The following is a 13,529-nucleotide window of genomic DNA, read 5'->3' as shown; positions in this document are numbered from 1 at the left end:
CGCCCGCTATCGAAACCCCACTAATCCGATAGAGTTTGAAAGGCGCGGCAGTTTTTGGCGCGGGGGCGCCAGGGAAACTAAGCCGCGCGGCGGGAGCCGTGTCCCGCCGCGCGCTTGGCTGGCGCTAGTAGAAGCTGACGTTGTCGATCTCGAGCCAAAGGGTCTCGCCAGCCGCGCGGCCGCCCATCAGTTCGACCTCGGTGAGGTTCTTGGCGGTCCAGTCGCCCTTGCCGCGCACGCTCTTGAGCGCCGAGAACGGGATCTCGATCACGCGCCAGTCGGCCCCGGCCGTGAACGGGGCCGACCAACGGCCGGCCGTGGTGGTGACGCCCAAGGCATAGGCCCCATCGCCGCGCGCCTCGAAGCGCACGCCGGAAAAGGCGCTGGCGTCGACCGGCTGGATCGAGCCGCGGCTGAGCGGAATGATCACGCCGGCGCTGGGCTTGGCCTTGACCGCCATGCGGGCCGACAGCGACAGGGCCCGGCCTTGCGGCCCTCGGGCGATGACCTGGCTGATCTCGACGGTACGATCCATGCCGCCGTCCGGATCGTCGGTGCGCAGGGTGTCGAGGCTGGAGCGGCGGTCGCTCCGCTCGAAATCGTCGATCAGGGCCTTGGCGAGGACGGCCGGCGGGCTGGTGGCCTGGTTGGCGCGCATCGGCGGGGCGCCGGGGCCGTAGACCAGCTGACCGTCGATCAGCACCCGGTCGGTGTTGCGCACGTCGGAGATGGTCTTCCAGGGCTCGCCCTTGATCAGCACGAGGTCGGCGCGCTGGCCCGGCGCGATGGTCCCACGATCGGCCGAAAGGTTCATCAACTTGGCGCTGTCGGCCGTGCCGGCGATCAGGGCCTGGCTGGGCGTCAGGCCGGCGCGGACCAGGAGCTCCATCTCATGAAGGGTCGAGACGCCGTGCGGGGTTCCGGGCATGCCCGCGTCGGTGCCCAGGCCCAAGGGGACGCCGGCCGCGTGCAGGCGCTTGGCGTTGGCCAGGGCGAAGTCGAACTTGCGAAAGCTCTGGCGGTTCTTGGGGTCGGCCGGATCGCGAGCCGGCTCCCCGGGCTTGACCGGCTCGTAGACGGCCAGGGTCGGGGTGTCGGCCGTGCCGCCCGCCTTGATGATAGCCAAGGCCTCGTCGTCGAGCAGGCGGTCCTGCAGGCTGTGGGTGATCACGTCGACGCCGGCCTTACCGGCGACCGCGCCGCGCTCGACGGTGACGGTGTGGGTGAAGACCTTGAGGTTTTGCTTGTGGGCCTCGTCGACCAGGGCCGAAAGCGTCCAGCCGTCCATGCTGGTGTTGTCGGGCGAGGATCCGTAGCGCCAGCCGTCGGTGAAGGCCTTGATCAGGTCGGGCTTGTAGGGGGCCAAGGCCTGGATGGCGGCGCGGGCGGCCTCGGGGGTGTTGACCCACTTGGTGGTGGCGGTGTCGGCCCAGTCGGCGCCGTGGCCGCCGGGGGTGCTGACACGGGCGGCGAAATTGACGTGGGGCGCGACCAGGGTCGAGAGCCACTGGCGGCGCGGGGCGAAGGACTCCGGCGCGGCGTGGAAGTCGTTGACCGTGGTGACCCCGGCGGCGACGTAGGCGCTGGCGATCTGCGGCGTGGCGGCTGGAACCCCGCCCGCGGTCCAGTGGGTGTGGAGATCAAAGAAGCCCGGCAGCAGGGCCTCGCCCTTGGCGTCGATCACCTGGGCCCCGCGCGGGATCTTGACCTTGGGGCCGACGGCGGTGATGCGACCATTCTCGATAACCACGGTGGCTGGGCGCGGCGGCGCGCCGGTGGCGTCGAAGACGGTGGCTCCAACAATGGCGAGCGGGCGGGCGGCGGGCGCGGGCGCGGGGGTTCGCGCTTGGGCCGGAGCCAGGGCGATCAGGCTCGCGCCCATCCCCAACAGGGCCAGGGCCGAAGCCGTTCCCGCGATCCGCCCTGCCCGGCCTTGATTGATCTCGACCATCGTCCTACCCGCTCCTTCTGCCAAGCGCGCCCCGGCGCCGGTGCTCTTAGACGGCGGTCGCGGCGATCGCCCCACCGAAAAACTCAGCGGGGCGACCCCATTTTTTTTCGATTGCGCGGCGGGCGCGCGTTTGCCCGTTCAGAGGGCGATCGGCACGGCTGTGGTGAACTTCATCTCCTCCATGGCGAAGGCGGAGCTGATGTCGAGCAGGCGCACAGCCTTGATCAGCCGGCGATAAACCCCGTCATAGGCGGCGATGTCCTTGACGCGCAGCTTCAGCAGGTAATCGACGTCGCCGCTCATTCGGTAGAATTCGACGACCTCGGGGATGGTGCGCACAGCCCCCGCGAAGGCGGCCAACCATTCGTCGCTGTGCTCGGCGGCGCGGACGGTGACGAAGACCACCATGGCCGAGCCGAGCTTGACCGGATCGACCAGGGCGACGCGCTTGAGGATATAGCCCTCGTCCTCAAGCCGCTTGAGGCGTCGCCAGCAGGCGTTCTGCGACAGGGCCACGGCCTCGGCCAGTTCGTTGACGGTCAGGGAGGCGTCCTCCTGGACGATCTCCAGTATGCGCCGATCGATACGATCGAGCCCACCATCGGCCATGTTATTCCCTCCCAAGTCTCCACGTCTTGTCCGTAGACTTTCGCGGCGCCCGTCGCGCGTAAAGGATTTTCACCACCTAAACCTCCATTCGATGGGAATTTGCGCCATGGCGCGGCAAGGTGGCTCCTCAACGCCTAGCACGACCACGCTGGAGCGCGCCGAAGCCGCCAATAGGTCGAGAACGTGGTTATCAACGGTCCGGTGATCGGTCCCACTGTCGACCGGCACGGTTCAATACGCCCCTCGCGAAGTCCCCATGAGTTGCCGTTGACGCACCTACAGAAACGCGACGTGCGGGGCCGTTGCCCGAGCGTCCGCTCACGCCCCTCCCGCGCGCTGTAGTTTCGCTCGCTCCACGCTTTTCGCGCGCGTTGTCCGGATAGGGCTGGCCGGTGGCGGCGTCGATCGAGGGTTCGAACAGGCGTCCACAGCCCGACGCCGGGTCGAGCCGGAAGGTCATCATGGCGTCTCCTCGAGGTCCAGCTCCAGCAAGAGACCACTGAGGCACTTGCCATGGGCGTCCAACGCCAGCGATCGCGTCACGCCGCCGCCCAGGGCCCCGTTCAGCACGAAGTTCAGGGCCATCAGGCCAGGCAACTCGTAGCGGCTCACCTCGCCGCGCACGATGCCGCGCAGATGCGCCTTGACCCGCTCAGGCGTCAGGACACGGCGCACCCGCTCATAGGCTGCCAGGTCGTAGGCGATGACCGAGATATTCGAGACATCGCCCTTGTCGCCGCTGCGGGCGTGGGCCAGTTCGCGCAGCTTCATAGCGCCACCTCGAAGATCACGCTGGGCTGGACCAGCTCGCGCTCGACCAGGGTCGAGACCACGCCGATGACCGGCGTCACCAGCCGCGTCGCGCCGCCGCCGCCCGCCGGGCCGTTGGTGTAGAGCGCCTCGACCTCGCGACCGACGCGCTCGGCCTCGGCCTGGGTGCGCGTGCGAGCCACGATCCGGGCGCGGACCTCCATCGGCGCGAAGATCGTGGCCAGGCTCTCGGACGCCACGGCGTCGACGCCGATCAGCTCGAACCGGGTCTCCTCCGGCGACAGGCCGGTCAGCCGGAAACGCTCGGCGATGATGTCCAGGGCCAGACGGCCGCGGGCCACGGCGCTGGAGCCCGCGTACGAGATGGCGCCCTCGCCGATGAAGCCCTCCTTGCGGCCCAGCGACACCTTCAGCTGGGCGGGGCGCGGCCGGCCGCCGCCACCGCTTACGGCGACGCGATTTGGGCCGGCTGCCTCGAACCGCACGGTGGAGAAGTCGGCCGTGACGTCGGGCGTCAGGTACCGCGAGGGATCGTGCAACTCGTAGAGCAGTTGTTCGGTGCATGTGGCCACGTCGACGAGACCCCCAGACCCCTCCACCTTGGTGATCACCGCCGAGCCGTCGGACGAGACCTCGGCCAGGGGAAAGCCCAGGCGCGCCAGATCCGGCACGCGCTTGACGTCGGGATCGGCGAAATAGCCGCCGGTGACCTGGCCGGCGCACTCCAGCAGGTGGCCGACGACGGTGCCGCGTCCCAGCCGCTCCCAATCGTCCAGCGACCAGCCGAACTCATGGACCAGCGGGGCCAGGAACAGCGACGGGTCGGCGACGCGGCCCGTCACGATCACCTGAGCGCCGCCGGCCAGCGCCTCGACGATCGGCTCGCAGCCCAGATAGGCGTTGGCCGAGATCAGACTGTCACCCAGGCTGGCGACGTCGCCGCCAACCTCGAGCAGCGGCAGGGTCGAGCCGGCCATCAGGCCCAGCACGTCGTCGCCGACCACCGCGGCGATCTTCAGGCCCGGCAACCGCAGGTCGGCCGCCAGTTCAGCGATGCGGGCGGCGGCGGCGATCGGATTGGCCGCGCCCATGTTGGAGATGATCCGCGCCCCCTTCTCGACACACAAAGGCAGGACGGCGCGCATCCGCGCCTCCAGCAGCGGGTCGTAGCCGCCGCCCGGGTCGCCCAGGCGCGCGCGCTGGGCCAGGGCGATCGTGCGCTCGGCCAGGCACTCGAAGACCAGGTAGTCGAGGCGCCCTTCGCGGACCAGTTCGACGGCGGGCTCGATACGGTCTCCGGCGAAGCCGGCGCCGGCGCCAATGCGGACGACGCGATGTGTGGAAGAGGACGTCAAAGCGGAAACAGCCCCAGCAGCAGGCAAGCGACCGCCATGACCAGCGACGCGCCATAGAGGAACGGGAAGGTGAACTTCTGGTGGGCCGACAGTTCGACCCCCGCCAGGCCCGCCACCAGGAAGGTCGCCGGGGTCAGGGGACTGACGGGGAAGCCGGCCGTCATCTGTCCGACCAAGGCGGCCTGGGCCACCTGGACCGGCGCGCCGCCCAGGCGGGCGTGGGTCTCGGCGATCACCGGCAGCACGCCGAAGTAGAAGGAGTCCGGATCGAAGACCATGCTGAGCGGCATGGCCACCAGCGACAGGACGAATGGGATGTGCCGCCCGCTATCGGGATGAACATTGGCCACCGCCGCGTCGGCCATGGCCTTCAGGAAGCCCGCGCCGCCCATGACACCGGTGAAGGCCCCGGCGGCGATCAGCACCGACGCCATCAAGAGCGCCGAGCGGGCGTGGGCGTCGATCCGGGCCCGCTGGTCCGCGACCTTGGGATAGTTGATCAGCAGGGCCGCGGCGAAGGCGACCATGAACACCACGGCCGGCGGCGCGACGCCCGCGACCAGCACGCCCATGGCGCAGAGGGTCAAGGCGAGGTTCAGCCAGAACAGCCGCGGCCGCGCCAGGCCCGGCTCGGCGTCCGGATGCGCGATGTCCGGCGCCGGCGCCGGCGCGTCGTCGGCCGCGAGCCAGATCGGACCCAGGCGCTTTTCCTCGCGCTTGCCCAGCCACCAGCTGACGAGGAAGACGAAGGCCAGGCCCGCCAACTGCACGCCGATCATCGGCGTGAAGATGTCCAGAACCGGAATGTGCAGGGCCGAGGCCGCGCGCACCGTGGGGCCGGTCCAGGGCAGGAAGTTCACGCCCGCCGCCATCGAGGCCACGCAGGCCAGGATCCGGCGGTCCATGCCCAGGGTGTCGTACAGCGGGCGCATGGCCGGGATAGCGACCAGGAAACAGACCGCGCCGGAGCCGTCGAGGTGGATGATCAGGGCCAGCAACGCGGTGCCCACGGTGATCCGGCTGGGTCGTCGGCCCACGGCCTTCAGGATGCGGCGGACAATCGGGTCCAGCAGGCCCGCGTCGGTCATCACGCCAAAGAACAGGATCGCGAAGACGAACATCGCCGCCACCGGCGCGATCTTGCCGATGCCCGCGACCATCAGGGCCGGCGCCTGCGCGCCTTGGCCGATCGCGATCGCCGCGACGAGCGGTATCAGGATCAGCGCCGCGACAGGCGAGGCGCGGTTGGACAGGATCGCCGCGGTCAAGGCGAGGATCGCCACGACGCCGATGAGAGCGAGCATGAGGGGCGTTTCTTCCGGGACGCTGCGTTCAGCTTGTCAGGCGTATATGCCGATCACCGGAGCCCCCGCGCAAAACGGAAGTTTGGATCGATTAATAGCCTTGCTCGATAAATCCGCACGAATTGGATGCGCGAGCCGAGCACACACTATCGATAAACGTTTGCACCACGGGCCGGACGGGCGAGTGGCGTCGCCGCATCAGCACGATCGTGCGGGTGAAGGCCGGGTCTCGGATGGGACGCGCGTGGACATTGGCCTGGCTGCGGATCTCGACGGCGGTCGAGGGCAGGATCGCCAGGCCCAGCCCCGCCCGCACCAGCGCCACCGCCGTGGTCATGTAGCGGACCTGGCAGGCCGGCGTCGCCGTCCGCCCGGCCGCGATGAAGGCTCCGTCCACTAGGTCGCGTACGCTGCTGCCCCTGTTCATCAGGATCAGAGGATAGGCCGCCAGGGTTTCGACCGAGATCGTCGGCGCCGCCGCGACCGGATGGCCCTCGGGATGGACCACCATCATGGCGTCGTCGAACAGCTTGATCTGCTCGATGTCGCCGTCGTTCTCGTCGGCCATGCCGATGCCAAAATCGACGCGGTCCTCGCGCACCAGGGTGGTGATGCTGCTGTTGAGGGCGTCCTCGACCTCGAAGGTAACGTCGGGGTGGTCGAGCTGAAAGCGGGCGATCACGTCCGGTAGCAGGGTCGCCGCGCACGACGGCAGGCAGGCCAGGCGCACGACGCCCTTGGCCTTCGACACGAAGTCGCGGGCGTTGACGACCGCCCCCTCGAACTCGGTGACCAGGCGCAGGAAGATCGGCAGCAGCTCACGCCCAATGTGGGTCAGTTCGACCGAGCGGGTGCTGCGGTCGAACAAACGCAAGCCGAGAGCCTCCTCGAACTGGCGGACACGGTTGGTGAGGGCCGGTTGGGAGAGCGCCAGCACCTCGGCCGCGCGCGTGAAGCTGCGGGTCGAGGCCACCGTGACGAAGGCGCGGATCTGGCCCAGCGTGATGTGCATGACGTTCAGCGCCCTCCCCTGGCGCTCCGGATCTAAGCCGCCGAGGCCCAGGCTCCGCAAGCGATCCGGCGGCGCCGCCTGGAGGCCTTTCTGGCCCTGGCCTCTATCTGAAGAGACGCGGCGCGAAGTCCGCCAGATAGCGACGCCAGTTGATCCAAGTGTGCCCGCCATCGCTCTCGTTATAGACGTGGGATATGTCGTACTTGTCGAGCGTCGCCCGGGTCGGCGCGACCGTCGCATACAGGAAATCGTCCTTCCCCATCGCGTAGTAGACCAGCTTGAACGCCTTGGCGCCCTGCTTGAGCGCCGCGTCGTTGCGGGCCGCATAGGCGCTCGCCTGCTCCGGCGACTGAAGACCCATGCTGAAGACGCCGATGTAGTGGAACAGCTCGGGATGGGTCAGGCCGTTCTGGATGGTGTGGGCTCCGCCCATCGACAGGCCGGCCATGGCGCGCGCGTCCGCCTTGGCGATCGTACGGTAGTGGCTGTCGACGTACGGGATCAGGTCCTTCAGGAAATCGTCGCCGAAATCGGTGTTGGCCAGCATGTCCGCGCCGGGGCGATCGGGCGTATGGCCCGCCGGCATGACGATGATCATCGGTTTGGCCTTCCCGGCCGCGATCAGGTTGTCGAGGATGTAGTGGGCGTGGCCGACCGAGGTCCAGCTGTCGTCGCTGTCGCCGGCCCCGTGCACGAGATAGAGCACCGGATAGACGCCCTTGCCCTTCTCGTAGCCTGGCGGAGTGTAGACGTGGGCGCGGCGGCGGATATCCAACGATTTCGACCAGTATTCGATCGTGGACACCGCGCCGTGCGGCGCGGCCTTGTCGAAGGTCTGGAAGGCGCCGGCCGGGCCGATCACCTCGAACGTGCTGTTGACGCCGACCCGTTCCTCCGAGAACCGCGTCCCCTGCGGGTCGGGCACGCGCGCGCCGTCGACGTTGAAATTGAAGCGGTAGGTGTCGGCGGCGACCGGCTTGTCGGTGGTGACGCTCCACAGGCCCGTCGCGTCCTTGGTCATGACCAGGCCGCGCGGTCCACCGCCGAAGCCCATCGGAATGACGTCGGCGTTGTCGGTGCTGGTCACCAGGGCGGCCTGGGCGTCGGGCGCGCATAGACGGAAGGTCACCCGGCCGTCCGGCAGTTGCTCCACCGACTTGTAGGCGGCCGGCCCCGAAAAGAAGCCGCGAGGCAGACAGCTGGCCGCGGCGCCTTGAGCTGGGGCCTGGGCGTAGGCGCCGAAAGCCGACAGCAGCGTGGCGGCGAACGCCAACCCGACAAGGCTGGGTTTGTTGGTCATGGTCGGCCTCCCGTCCGATGATTTCATGAAAGAGACCCTCGGCCGCGCGGCAGGGAAAAGTCGCGTGGCCGAGGGGTCAAGCCCTCCCCCCTAGGGCTTGACGGCGCCGGCCTTGACCTTGGCCGAGGCCTTGGCGTCCAGCGCCGTCGCCGAGGCGCCGACCGCGATGTCGTAGGTCCCGGCGTCGATGCGCCACTTGCGGGCCTTGACGTCGAAGTCGGCCAGCAGACGACGGTCGGCGGTGACGGTGACGCGCTTGGTCTCGCCGGGCGCCAGTTCGACCCGCGACCAGCCCAACAGCCTCAGTTCAGGCGCGCCCGAGCGGGCGGTCAGATAGACCTGGGGAACATCGCCCCCCGCCTTCGCGCCCGTATTCGTGACGTCGAAGCTGGCGGTGACGGTGTCCCCGCCCGAGACCTTCAGGTCGCCGTACTTGAAGCTGGTGTAGGACAGGCCGTGGCCGAACGGGAACAGCGGCTTGAAGCCCTTGCGGGCGTACCACCGATAGCCGATGTCCGAGCCGTAGGGATGAGGCGCGGCGAAGCTCTTCATCTTCTCGGCGGCGACTTCCGGCGGGTCGGTGAAGTTGGGTCCGACATAGCCGAAGCCCGGGATCTGGCGGTTCGGCAACTGGTCGTACGAGGCGGGGAAGGTGATCGGCAGTCGGCCCGACGGATTGACGTCGCCGAACAGCACGTCGGCGATGGCCTCGCCGCCCTTCACGCCCGAGTACCAGGCCTCGACCACCGCGCCGACCTTGTCCAGCCAGGGCATCAGCACGGGACCACCGGTCTGCAGCACCACGACGGTGTTGGGATTGGCCTCGGCGACGGCGGCGATCAGCCCGTCCTGACCCTGAGGCAGAGACAGGTCGCCCGCGTCGATGCTCTCCATCATCCACTGGTTGGCGAACACCACCACGACGTCGGCGTCCTTGGCCATGGCGGCGGCCTCGGAGGGATAGCGGCCGTCGGCGAAGCGAACGGTCGTCTCCTTGCCCAGCTTGGCCCTGATCGCCTTCAACGGCGACGAGGGGTGGTAGACCTGGTTCGCCAGCATCGCCAGCGGGCCCTCCCCGCCGACGGGGATCGAGGCGGCGTTGCCGGTTCCGGTGATCACCTGGGCCGAGCCGCCGCCCGACAGCACGCCAAGATCGGCATAGCCGCCGACCACGACGATCTTCTTGGCCGTTCGGGCCATCGGCAGCACGCCGCGATCATTCTTCAGCAGCACCACGCCCTGCTGGGCGGTGGTCTTCGAAACCTTGGCGCCGGCCGCGTAGTCGATCGGCTGCGCTTGACGCGAGGGCGTGTCGAATAGACCGACCGCGAACATCGAACTCAGCACGCGCTGGGCCATGTCGTGAATGCGGGCCTGCGGGATCTGGCCGCTGCTCACCGCGGCCTTCAGCGGCTTGTCGAACCAGACCTGGCGATCCAGCTGCTCGCCGGACTGCTGGTCGAGGCCGTTGACGGCCGCGCTGACCCCAGGCACCGCGCCCCAGTCGGACATCACCCAGCCCGGCCAAGCCCAGTCGCCTTTCAGCACCTTGTTGAGCAGGAAGTCGTTGTCGCAGGCGTAGTGGCCGTTCACCTTGTTGTAAGCGCACATGACCGAGCCGGGCTTGCCCTTCTCGATCGCGAACTGGAAGGCCAACAACTCGCCCTGGCGCAGTCCCTGCTCGTCGATCTGGGCGTCGACGACATTGCGCCCCGTCTCCTGGTCGTTGAGCGCGAAGTGCTTGACCGTCGAAACCACCTTCTGGTCCTGCGTGCCGCGCACCGCGGCCCCGGCCAGCGTGCCGGCCAGCAGCGGATCCTCGCCCAGATATTCGAAGTTGCGGCCGTTGCGCGGCTCCGAGGCCAAGTTCAGGCCGCCGCCAAGCAGGACGTTGAAGCCCTTCTTGGCCGCCTCCTCGCCGACCACCGCGCCGCCGGCGTAGGCGTTGTCGGCGTTCCAGCTGGCGGCCAGGGCCAGGCCCGAGGGCAAGGCCGTGGCGGTGTCGCCCTTGCGCACGTCGCCGGGGTTCGTGACCCCCAGGCTGGCGTCGGTCTCGCGCAGCGGCGGCACGCCCAAACGTGGCACGCCAGGCACGTAGCCGGCGCCCGGCACGGCGTCCTCCGGAATTTTCGCGCCGGGGAAGAAGGCCAACGGCATGATGCCATGCAGCAGGCCGTACCGCTCTTCCTCGGTCAGCGCCTGGTCCAGCAGCTTGGCTCGTTCGCCAGCCGACAGTTTGGTGTTCATCCACGGGCGGTCGCCCGCCGGGCTCTGCGCCTGGGCCGCACCGGCCGAGGCGACGATCGCAAACGCGATCGCGCCATTCATCAAGGTCCTACGAAGCATAACGCCCCCCTTAAGTCTGTTTATTGTTATTGAGCGGCGGCGCCCGAGGGCTTGGCCGCCCCGGCCGTGACGTCCATGCGGGCCTTCCAGGGCTCGGGCTTGGCGACGGCCATCCCGTCCGCGCCGAAGTCCATCAGCACGTCGGCCTTGGCGTCGTAGGCCGGCCAGGACGACAAGCCGGGTCCGTTCGGATCACCGGTCTTGGCGAAGTTGCTGAAATAGGCGTTGGCCGCCTTGGCGATGGCCGCGTCCTTGGGCGTCAGGGCGTCGCCGTACTTGGCCTTTACGGTGTCGAAGACATAGGGAATGTCCGTCGCGTGCGGCGCGCCCATCTTCCATTCGCCCTTCATGGAATCCGCCACGTAGGAGAACCGGTAGTGGTAGGCCGGAACGCCCTGGGCCGAGATGACCTGAGCGACGAAGCGCGCCGGTTCGACCATCATCTTGTCCATGGCCACGTTGTAGGCGACCACGCGGAGGTCGCCGTCGCCGCTCGGGTCATAGGCCGCCTGGGCCTGGGCCTTCAGCGGGCCGAACGGATCGAACACCTGGTCCTTGGTCTGGGCGAAGCCGAAGCCGATATCGGCGCTGGTGGCGCCCACCATGACCGGCCCCTTCACCTGGGTTCCAGCGCGGTAGGAGACCTCCGGATCGGCCACGACGATCTTACCGTCCAGCATCGGACCGCCATAGGTCTGCGGGCCTGACGGATTGAACATCGCGGCCATGTTCAGGCCCGCCGTCACCTGCTCGGCGCTGAGCGCGCGCAGCGCTTTCAGCGCCTCGGGCCCCGTGCCCTCGATCCCGACCGACTTGGCGAAGTTGACGCCGATGGTCTCGCCCGAGGGCGCGCCGGGAAGGTCCTGGCTGAGCCGGCGCGGCCCCATCAGGCTTCCGCGCCCGCCGCCCGACATGATCGCGGCCTTCTGGAACAGGCCCTTGGACTGGGGCGAGGTCAGCAGCATGTGCACCGACCCGCCGCCGGCCGACTCGCCAAAGACCGTGATGTTGTTCGGGTCGCCGCCGAACGCCTTGGCGTTCTCCTTCACCCACTTGAGGGCGGCGATCTGGTCCATGTAGCCATAGTTGCCCAGCAGCCCGCCGTCGGCGTTGGCCGCCGTCAGGGCCGGATGGCCGAAGAAACCAAAGCGACCGACGCGGTAATTGAAGCTGACGAAGACGATCCCCTGCTTGGCGAACTGGTCGCCAGCGTAGACGGCCGGCGATGAGCCGCCGTTCACGAAGCCGCCGCCATAGATCCAGACCATGACCGGAAGCGGCTTGGCCGAGGGCCGCGCGGGACGCCAGACATTGGCCACCAGGCAATCTTCGGCGGGCTCGGTTCCCAGCGGCGCGGCGTCGCTCGGAAACGGTTTCTGCATGCAGTCATGGCCATAGGCCGTGGCCGGGCGCACCCCGGACCAGGGCTTGACCGGCTGCGGCGCGCGCCAGCGCAGCTCGCCCACCGGCGGCTGGGCGAACGGGACACCCTTGAACGACAGGACCCCGTCGGCGGCGACGCCTTGGATTTTGCCGGCGGCCAAGGTGACCGTTTCGGCCGGCGTGGCGGCGACCGCGTGTCCAGCCCCGATCAACACGGCGCACGTCGTGGCGAGCCATAGCGATTTCATGATCGTCTCCTCCCCGCCGTTTCGCGGCGCTTTTATCGATTATGGACGCGCGCCGAGATTGATCGGTCGCGAGCGGGCCCATAGCAACCCCATGTGATAACGTTGTCAATTCCAATTGGCCGAGGCTGCCTTAATTGTTTTTAATGCATACAGTTCGCACGACGCCGGGGCTGACGGCGCGGTGCGGCAAACACCGATTGACCTCTCCGCCGCCCCCCTGCACACCGTTCTGATGCGCCCCAAGGCAGCCGACAGAGCCACGATCAAGGAAGTCGCAGCACGGGCCGGCGTGTCGCTGATGACCGTGTCGCGAGTCCTCAGCCGCACGGGCTACGCCAGCGCCCAGGCCCGCGAGCGCGTCGAAGCCGCCGCCGCCGCGCTGGGCTATCGCCCCAACGTCTTCGCCCGCGCCCTGCCCGGCGCGCGATCCTTCCTGGTCGCGACCCTGATCGACGACACCGCCTCGGCAGCCACGGCCGAGCTACAGCGCTGCATGATCCAGCATTGCCGTCAGGCGGGCTATCACATGGTGGTCGACAGCGCGCCGATCGACGGCGACGAGGCCGGGCTGCGGGCCATCGCCGCGCGGCTGGCGCCCCTGCGCCCCGACGGCGTCATCGTCTGCCCGCCGCTTTGCGACTCGCCGGAAGTCCTGGCGATGCTGGAACAGCTGGGCGCGCCCTTCGTGCGATTCTCCCCGTCCCGCATGGGCGAGGGCCCGCGCGTCGGCGCCGACGAAATCGGCGCGGCCCGCGCGATCACCGAGCACATCCTGGCTGCCGGCCATCGCCGCGTCGCCTTCCTGGGACGCGAGGACGGTCTGTCGGCGCTAAGACTGGAGGGCTTTCACTCGGCGTTGGACGCCAAGGGCCTGGCGCCCGTGGCCATCGACTCGACGGCGAACGACTTCGAGACGGCGCGGCGCCGCGCCCAGGCCCTGCTGGAAGGCGCCAAACGGCCCACGGCCGTGGTGGCGGCCACGGACGAGATCGCCCTGGCGGTGCTCGACGCGGCGCGCGGCCTGGACCTCAAGGTCCCCGAGGACCTGTCCGTGGCCGGGTTCGGCGACAGCGACGCGGCGGCCTTGTCGTTTCCGCCGCTGACCAGCATCCGCTATTCGATGACGGCGATGGCCGCCGCGACGATCGGCTTCCTGATCAATCCGCCCAACAGCGCCCACGCGCCGCTGGGCCGGACCTTCGGGTTCGAGCTGGTGTCGCGCGGCACGGTGGCGCCGCCGACCTAGACGC

10 protein-coding genes are annotated in these 13,529 nt (G+C 68.9%); 1 reads left to right on the top strand and 9 read right to left on the bottom strand.

Features of this window, described 5'->3' with window-relative positions; genetic code table 11:
* Nucleotides 1-124: 124 nt before the first annotated feature.
* The 9 genes from J2728_RS07675 to J2728_RS07635 form a co-directional block, all read right to left on the bottom strand.
* Nucleotides 125-1,951, bottom strand: coding sequence for an amidohydrolase family protein (locus tag J2728_RS07675; protein ID WP_309998017.1), 1,827 nt, complete (start codon nt 1,949-1,951; stop codon nt 125-127).
* A gap of 138 nt (nt 1,952-2,089) precedes the next feature.
* On the bottom strand, nt 2,090-2,560 hold the full coding sequence (locus J2728_RS07670; protein WP_309998013.1) for an Lrp/AsnC family transcriptional regulator: 471 nt from the start codon (nt 2,558-2,560) through the stop codon (nt 2,090-2,092).
* Between the two features lie 459 nt (nt 2,561-3,019).
* Nucleotides 3,020-3,331, bottom strand: a complete 312-nt coding sequence (locus J2728_RS07665; RefSeq protein ID WP_309998011.1) for an AtuA-related protein — start codon at nt 3,329-3,331, stop codon at nt 3,020-3,022.
* Complete coding sequence (locus J2728_RS07660; protein WP_309998009.1) at nt 3,328-4,686, bottom strand: acyclic terpene utilization AtuA family protein; 1,359 nt, start codon at nt 4,684-4,686, stop codon at nt 3,328-3,330. The genes J2728_RS07665 and J2728_RS07660 overlap by 4 nt, the downstream gene beginning before the upstream one ends.
* The gene (locus J2728_RS07655) at nt 4,683-5,990 is read right to left on the bottom strand and encodes a CitMHS family transporter (protein WP_309998007.1); all 1,308 of its coding nucleotides are present in this window, start codon (nt 5,988-5,990) and stop codon (nt 4,683-4,685) included. Before J2728_RS07655 ends, J2728_RS07660 begins: the two co-directional genes overlap by 4 nt.
* A gap of 91 nt (nt 5,991-6,081) precedes the next feature.
* Entirely contained in the window at nt 6,082-7,002 is a 921-nt protein-coding gene (locus tag J2728_RS07650; protein ID WP_309998006.1) for a LysR family transcriptional regulator, read from the bottom strand.
* Between the two features lie 103 nt (nt 7,003-7,105).
* Nucleotides 7,106-8,302, bottom strand: coding sequence for an alpha/beta hydrolase-fold protein (locus J2728_RS07645; RefSeq protein ID WP_309998005.1), 1,197 nt, complete (start codon nt 8,300-8,302; stop codon nt 7,106-7,108).
* A gap of 90 nt (nt 8,303-8,392) precedes the next feature.
* On the bottom strand, nt 8,393-10,648 hold the full coding sequence (locus tag J2728_RS07640; protein WP_309998003.1) for a beta-glucosidase: 2,256 nt from the start codon (nt 10,646-10,648) through the stop codon (nt 8,393-8,395).
* A gap of 26 nt (nt 10,649-10,674) precedes the next feature.
* Complete coding sequence (locus J2728_RS07635; protein WP_309998002.1) at nt 10,675-12,279, bottom strand: carboxylesterase/lipase family protein; 1,605 nt, start codon at nt 12,277-12,279, stop codon at nt 10,675-10,677.
* A 232-nt stretch (nt 12,280-12,511) separates the two neighbouring features.
* Between J2728_RS07635 and J2728_RS07630 the strand changes: the two genes are divergently transcribed.
* Nucleotides 12,512-13,525, top strand: a complete 1,014-nt coding sequence (locus J2728_RS07630; RefSeq protein WP_309999422.1) for a LacI family DNA-binding transcriptional regulator — start codon at nt 12,512-12,514, stop codon at nt 13,523-13,525.
* Nucleotides 13,526-13,529 lie beyond the last annotated feature (4 nt).

Origin of the sequence: Caulobacter segnis (genome assembly GCF_031454995.1) — a bacterium.
Taxonomy (GTDB): domain Bacteria; phylum Pseudomonadota; class Alphaproteobacteria; order Caulobacterales; family Caulobacteraceae; genus Caulobacter; species Caulobacter segnis_E.
The sequence above is the reverse complement of the archived record's forward strand: the minus strand, read 5'-3'. Positions and strand labels throughout refer to the sequence as shown.

Excerpts from the sequence above, each read along its gene's own strand:
- J2728_RS07645 (WP_309998005.1), bottom strand. The coding sequence starts at position 8,302 with ATGACCAACAAACCCAGCCTTGTCGGGTTGGCGTTCGCCGCCACGCTG.
- J2728_RS07635 (WP_309998002.1), bottom strand. The coding sequence starts at position 12,279 with ATGAAATCGCTATGGCTCGCCACGACGTGCGCCGTGTTGATCGGGGCT.
- J2728_RS07670 (WP_309998013.1), bottom strand. The coding sequence starts at position 2,560 with ATGGCCGATGGTGGGCTCGATCGTATCGATCGGCGCATACTGGAGATC.
- J2728_RS07650 (WP_309998006.1), bottom strand. The coding sequence starts at position 7,002 with ATGCACATCACGCTGGGCCAGATCCGCGCCTTCGTCACGGTGGCCTCG.
- J2728_RS07675 (WP_309998017.1), bottom strand. The coding sequence starts at position 1,951 with ATGGTCGAGATCAATCAAGGCCGGGCAGGGCGGATCGCGGGAACGGCT.
- J2728_RS07655 (WP_309998007.1), bottom strand. The coding sequence starts at position 5,990 with ATGCTCGCTCTCATCGGCGTCGTGGCGATCCTCGCCTTGACCGCGGCG.
- J2728_RS07640 (WP_309998003.1), bottom strand. The coding sequence starts at position 10,648 with ATGCTTCGTAGGACCTTGATGAATGGCGCGATCGCGTTTGCGATCGTC.
- J2728_RS07630 (WP_309999422.1), top strand. The coding sequence starts at position 12,512 with ATGCGCCCCAAGGCAGCCGACAGAGCCACGATCAAGGAAGTCGCAGCA.
- J2728_RS07665 (WP_309998011.1), bottom strand. The coding sequence starts at position 3,331 with ATGAAGCTGCGCGAACTGGCCCACGCCCGCAGCGGCGACAAGGGCGAT.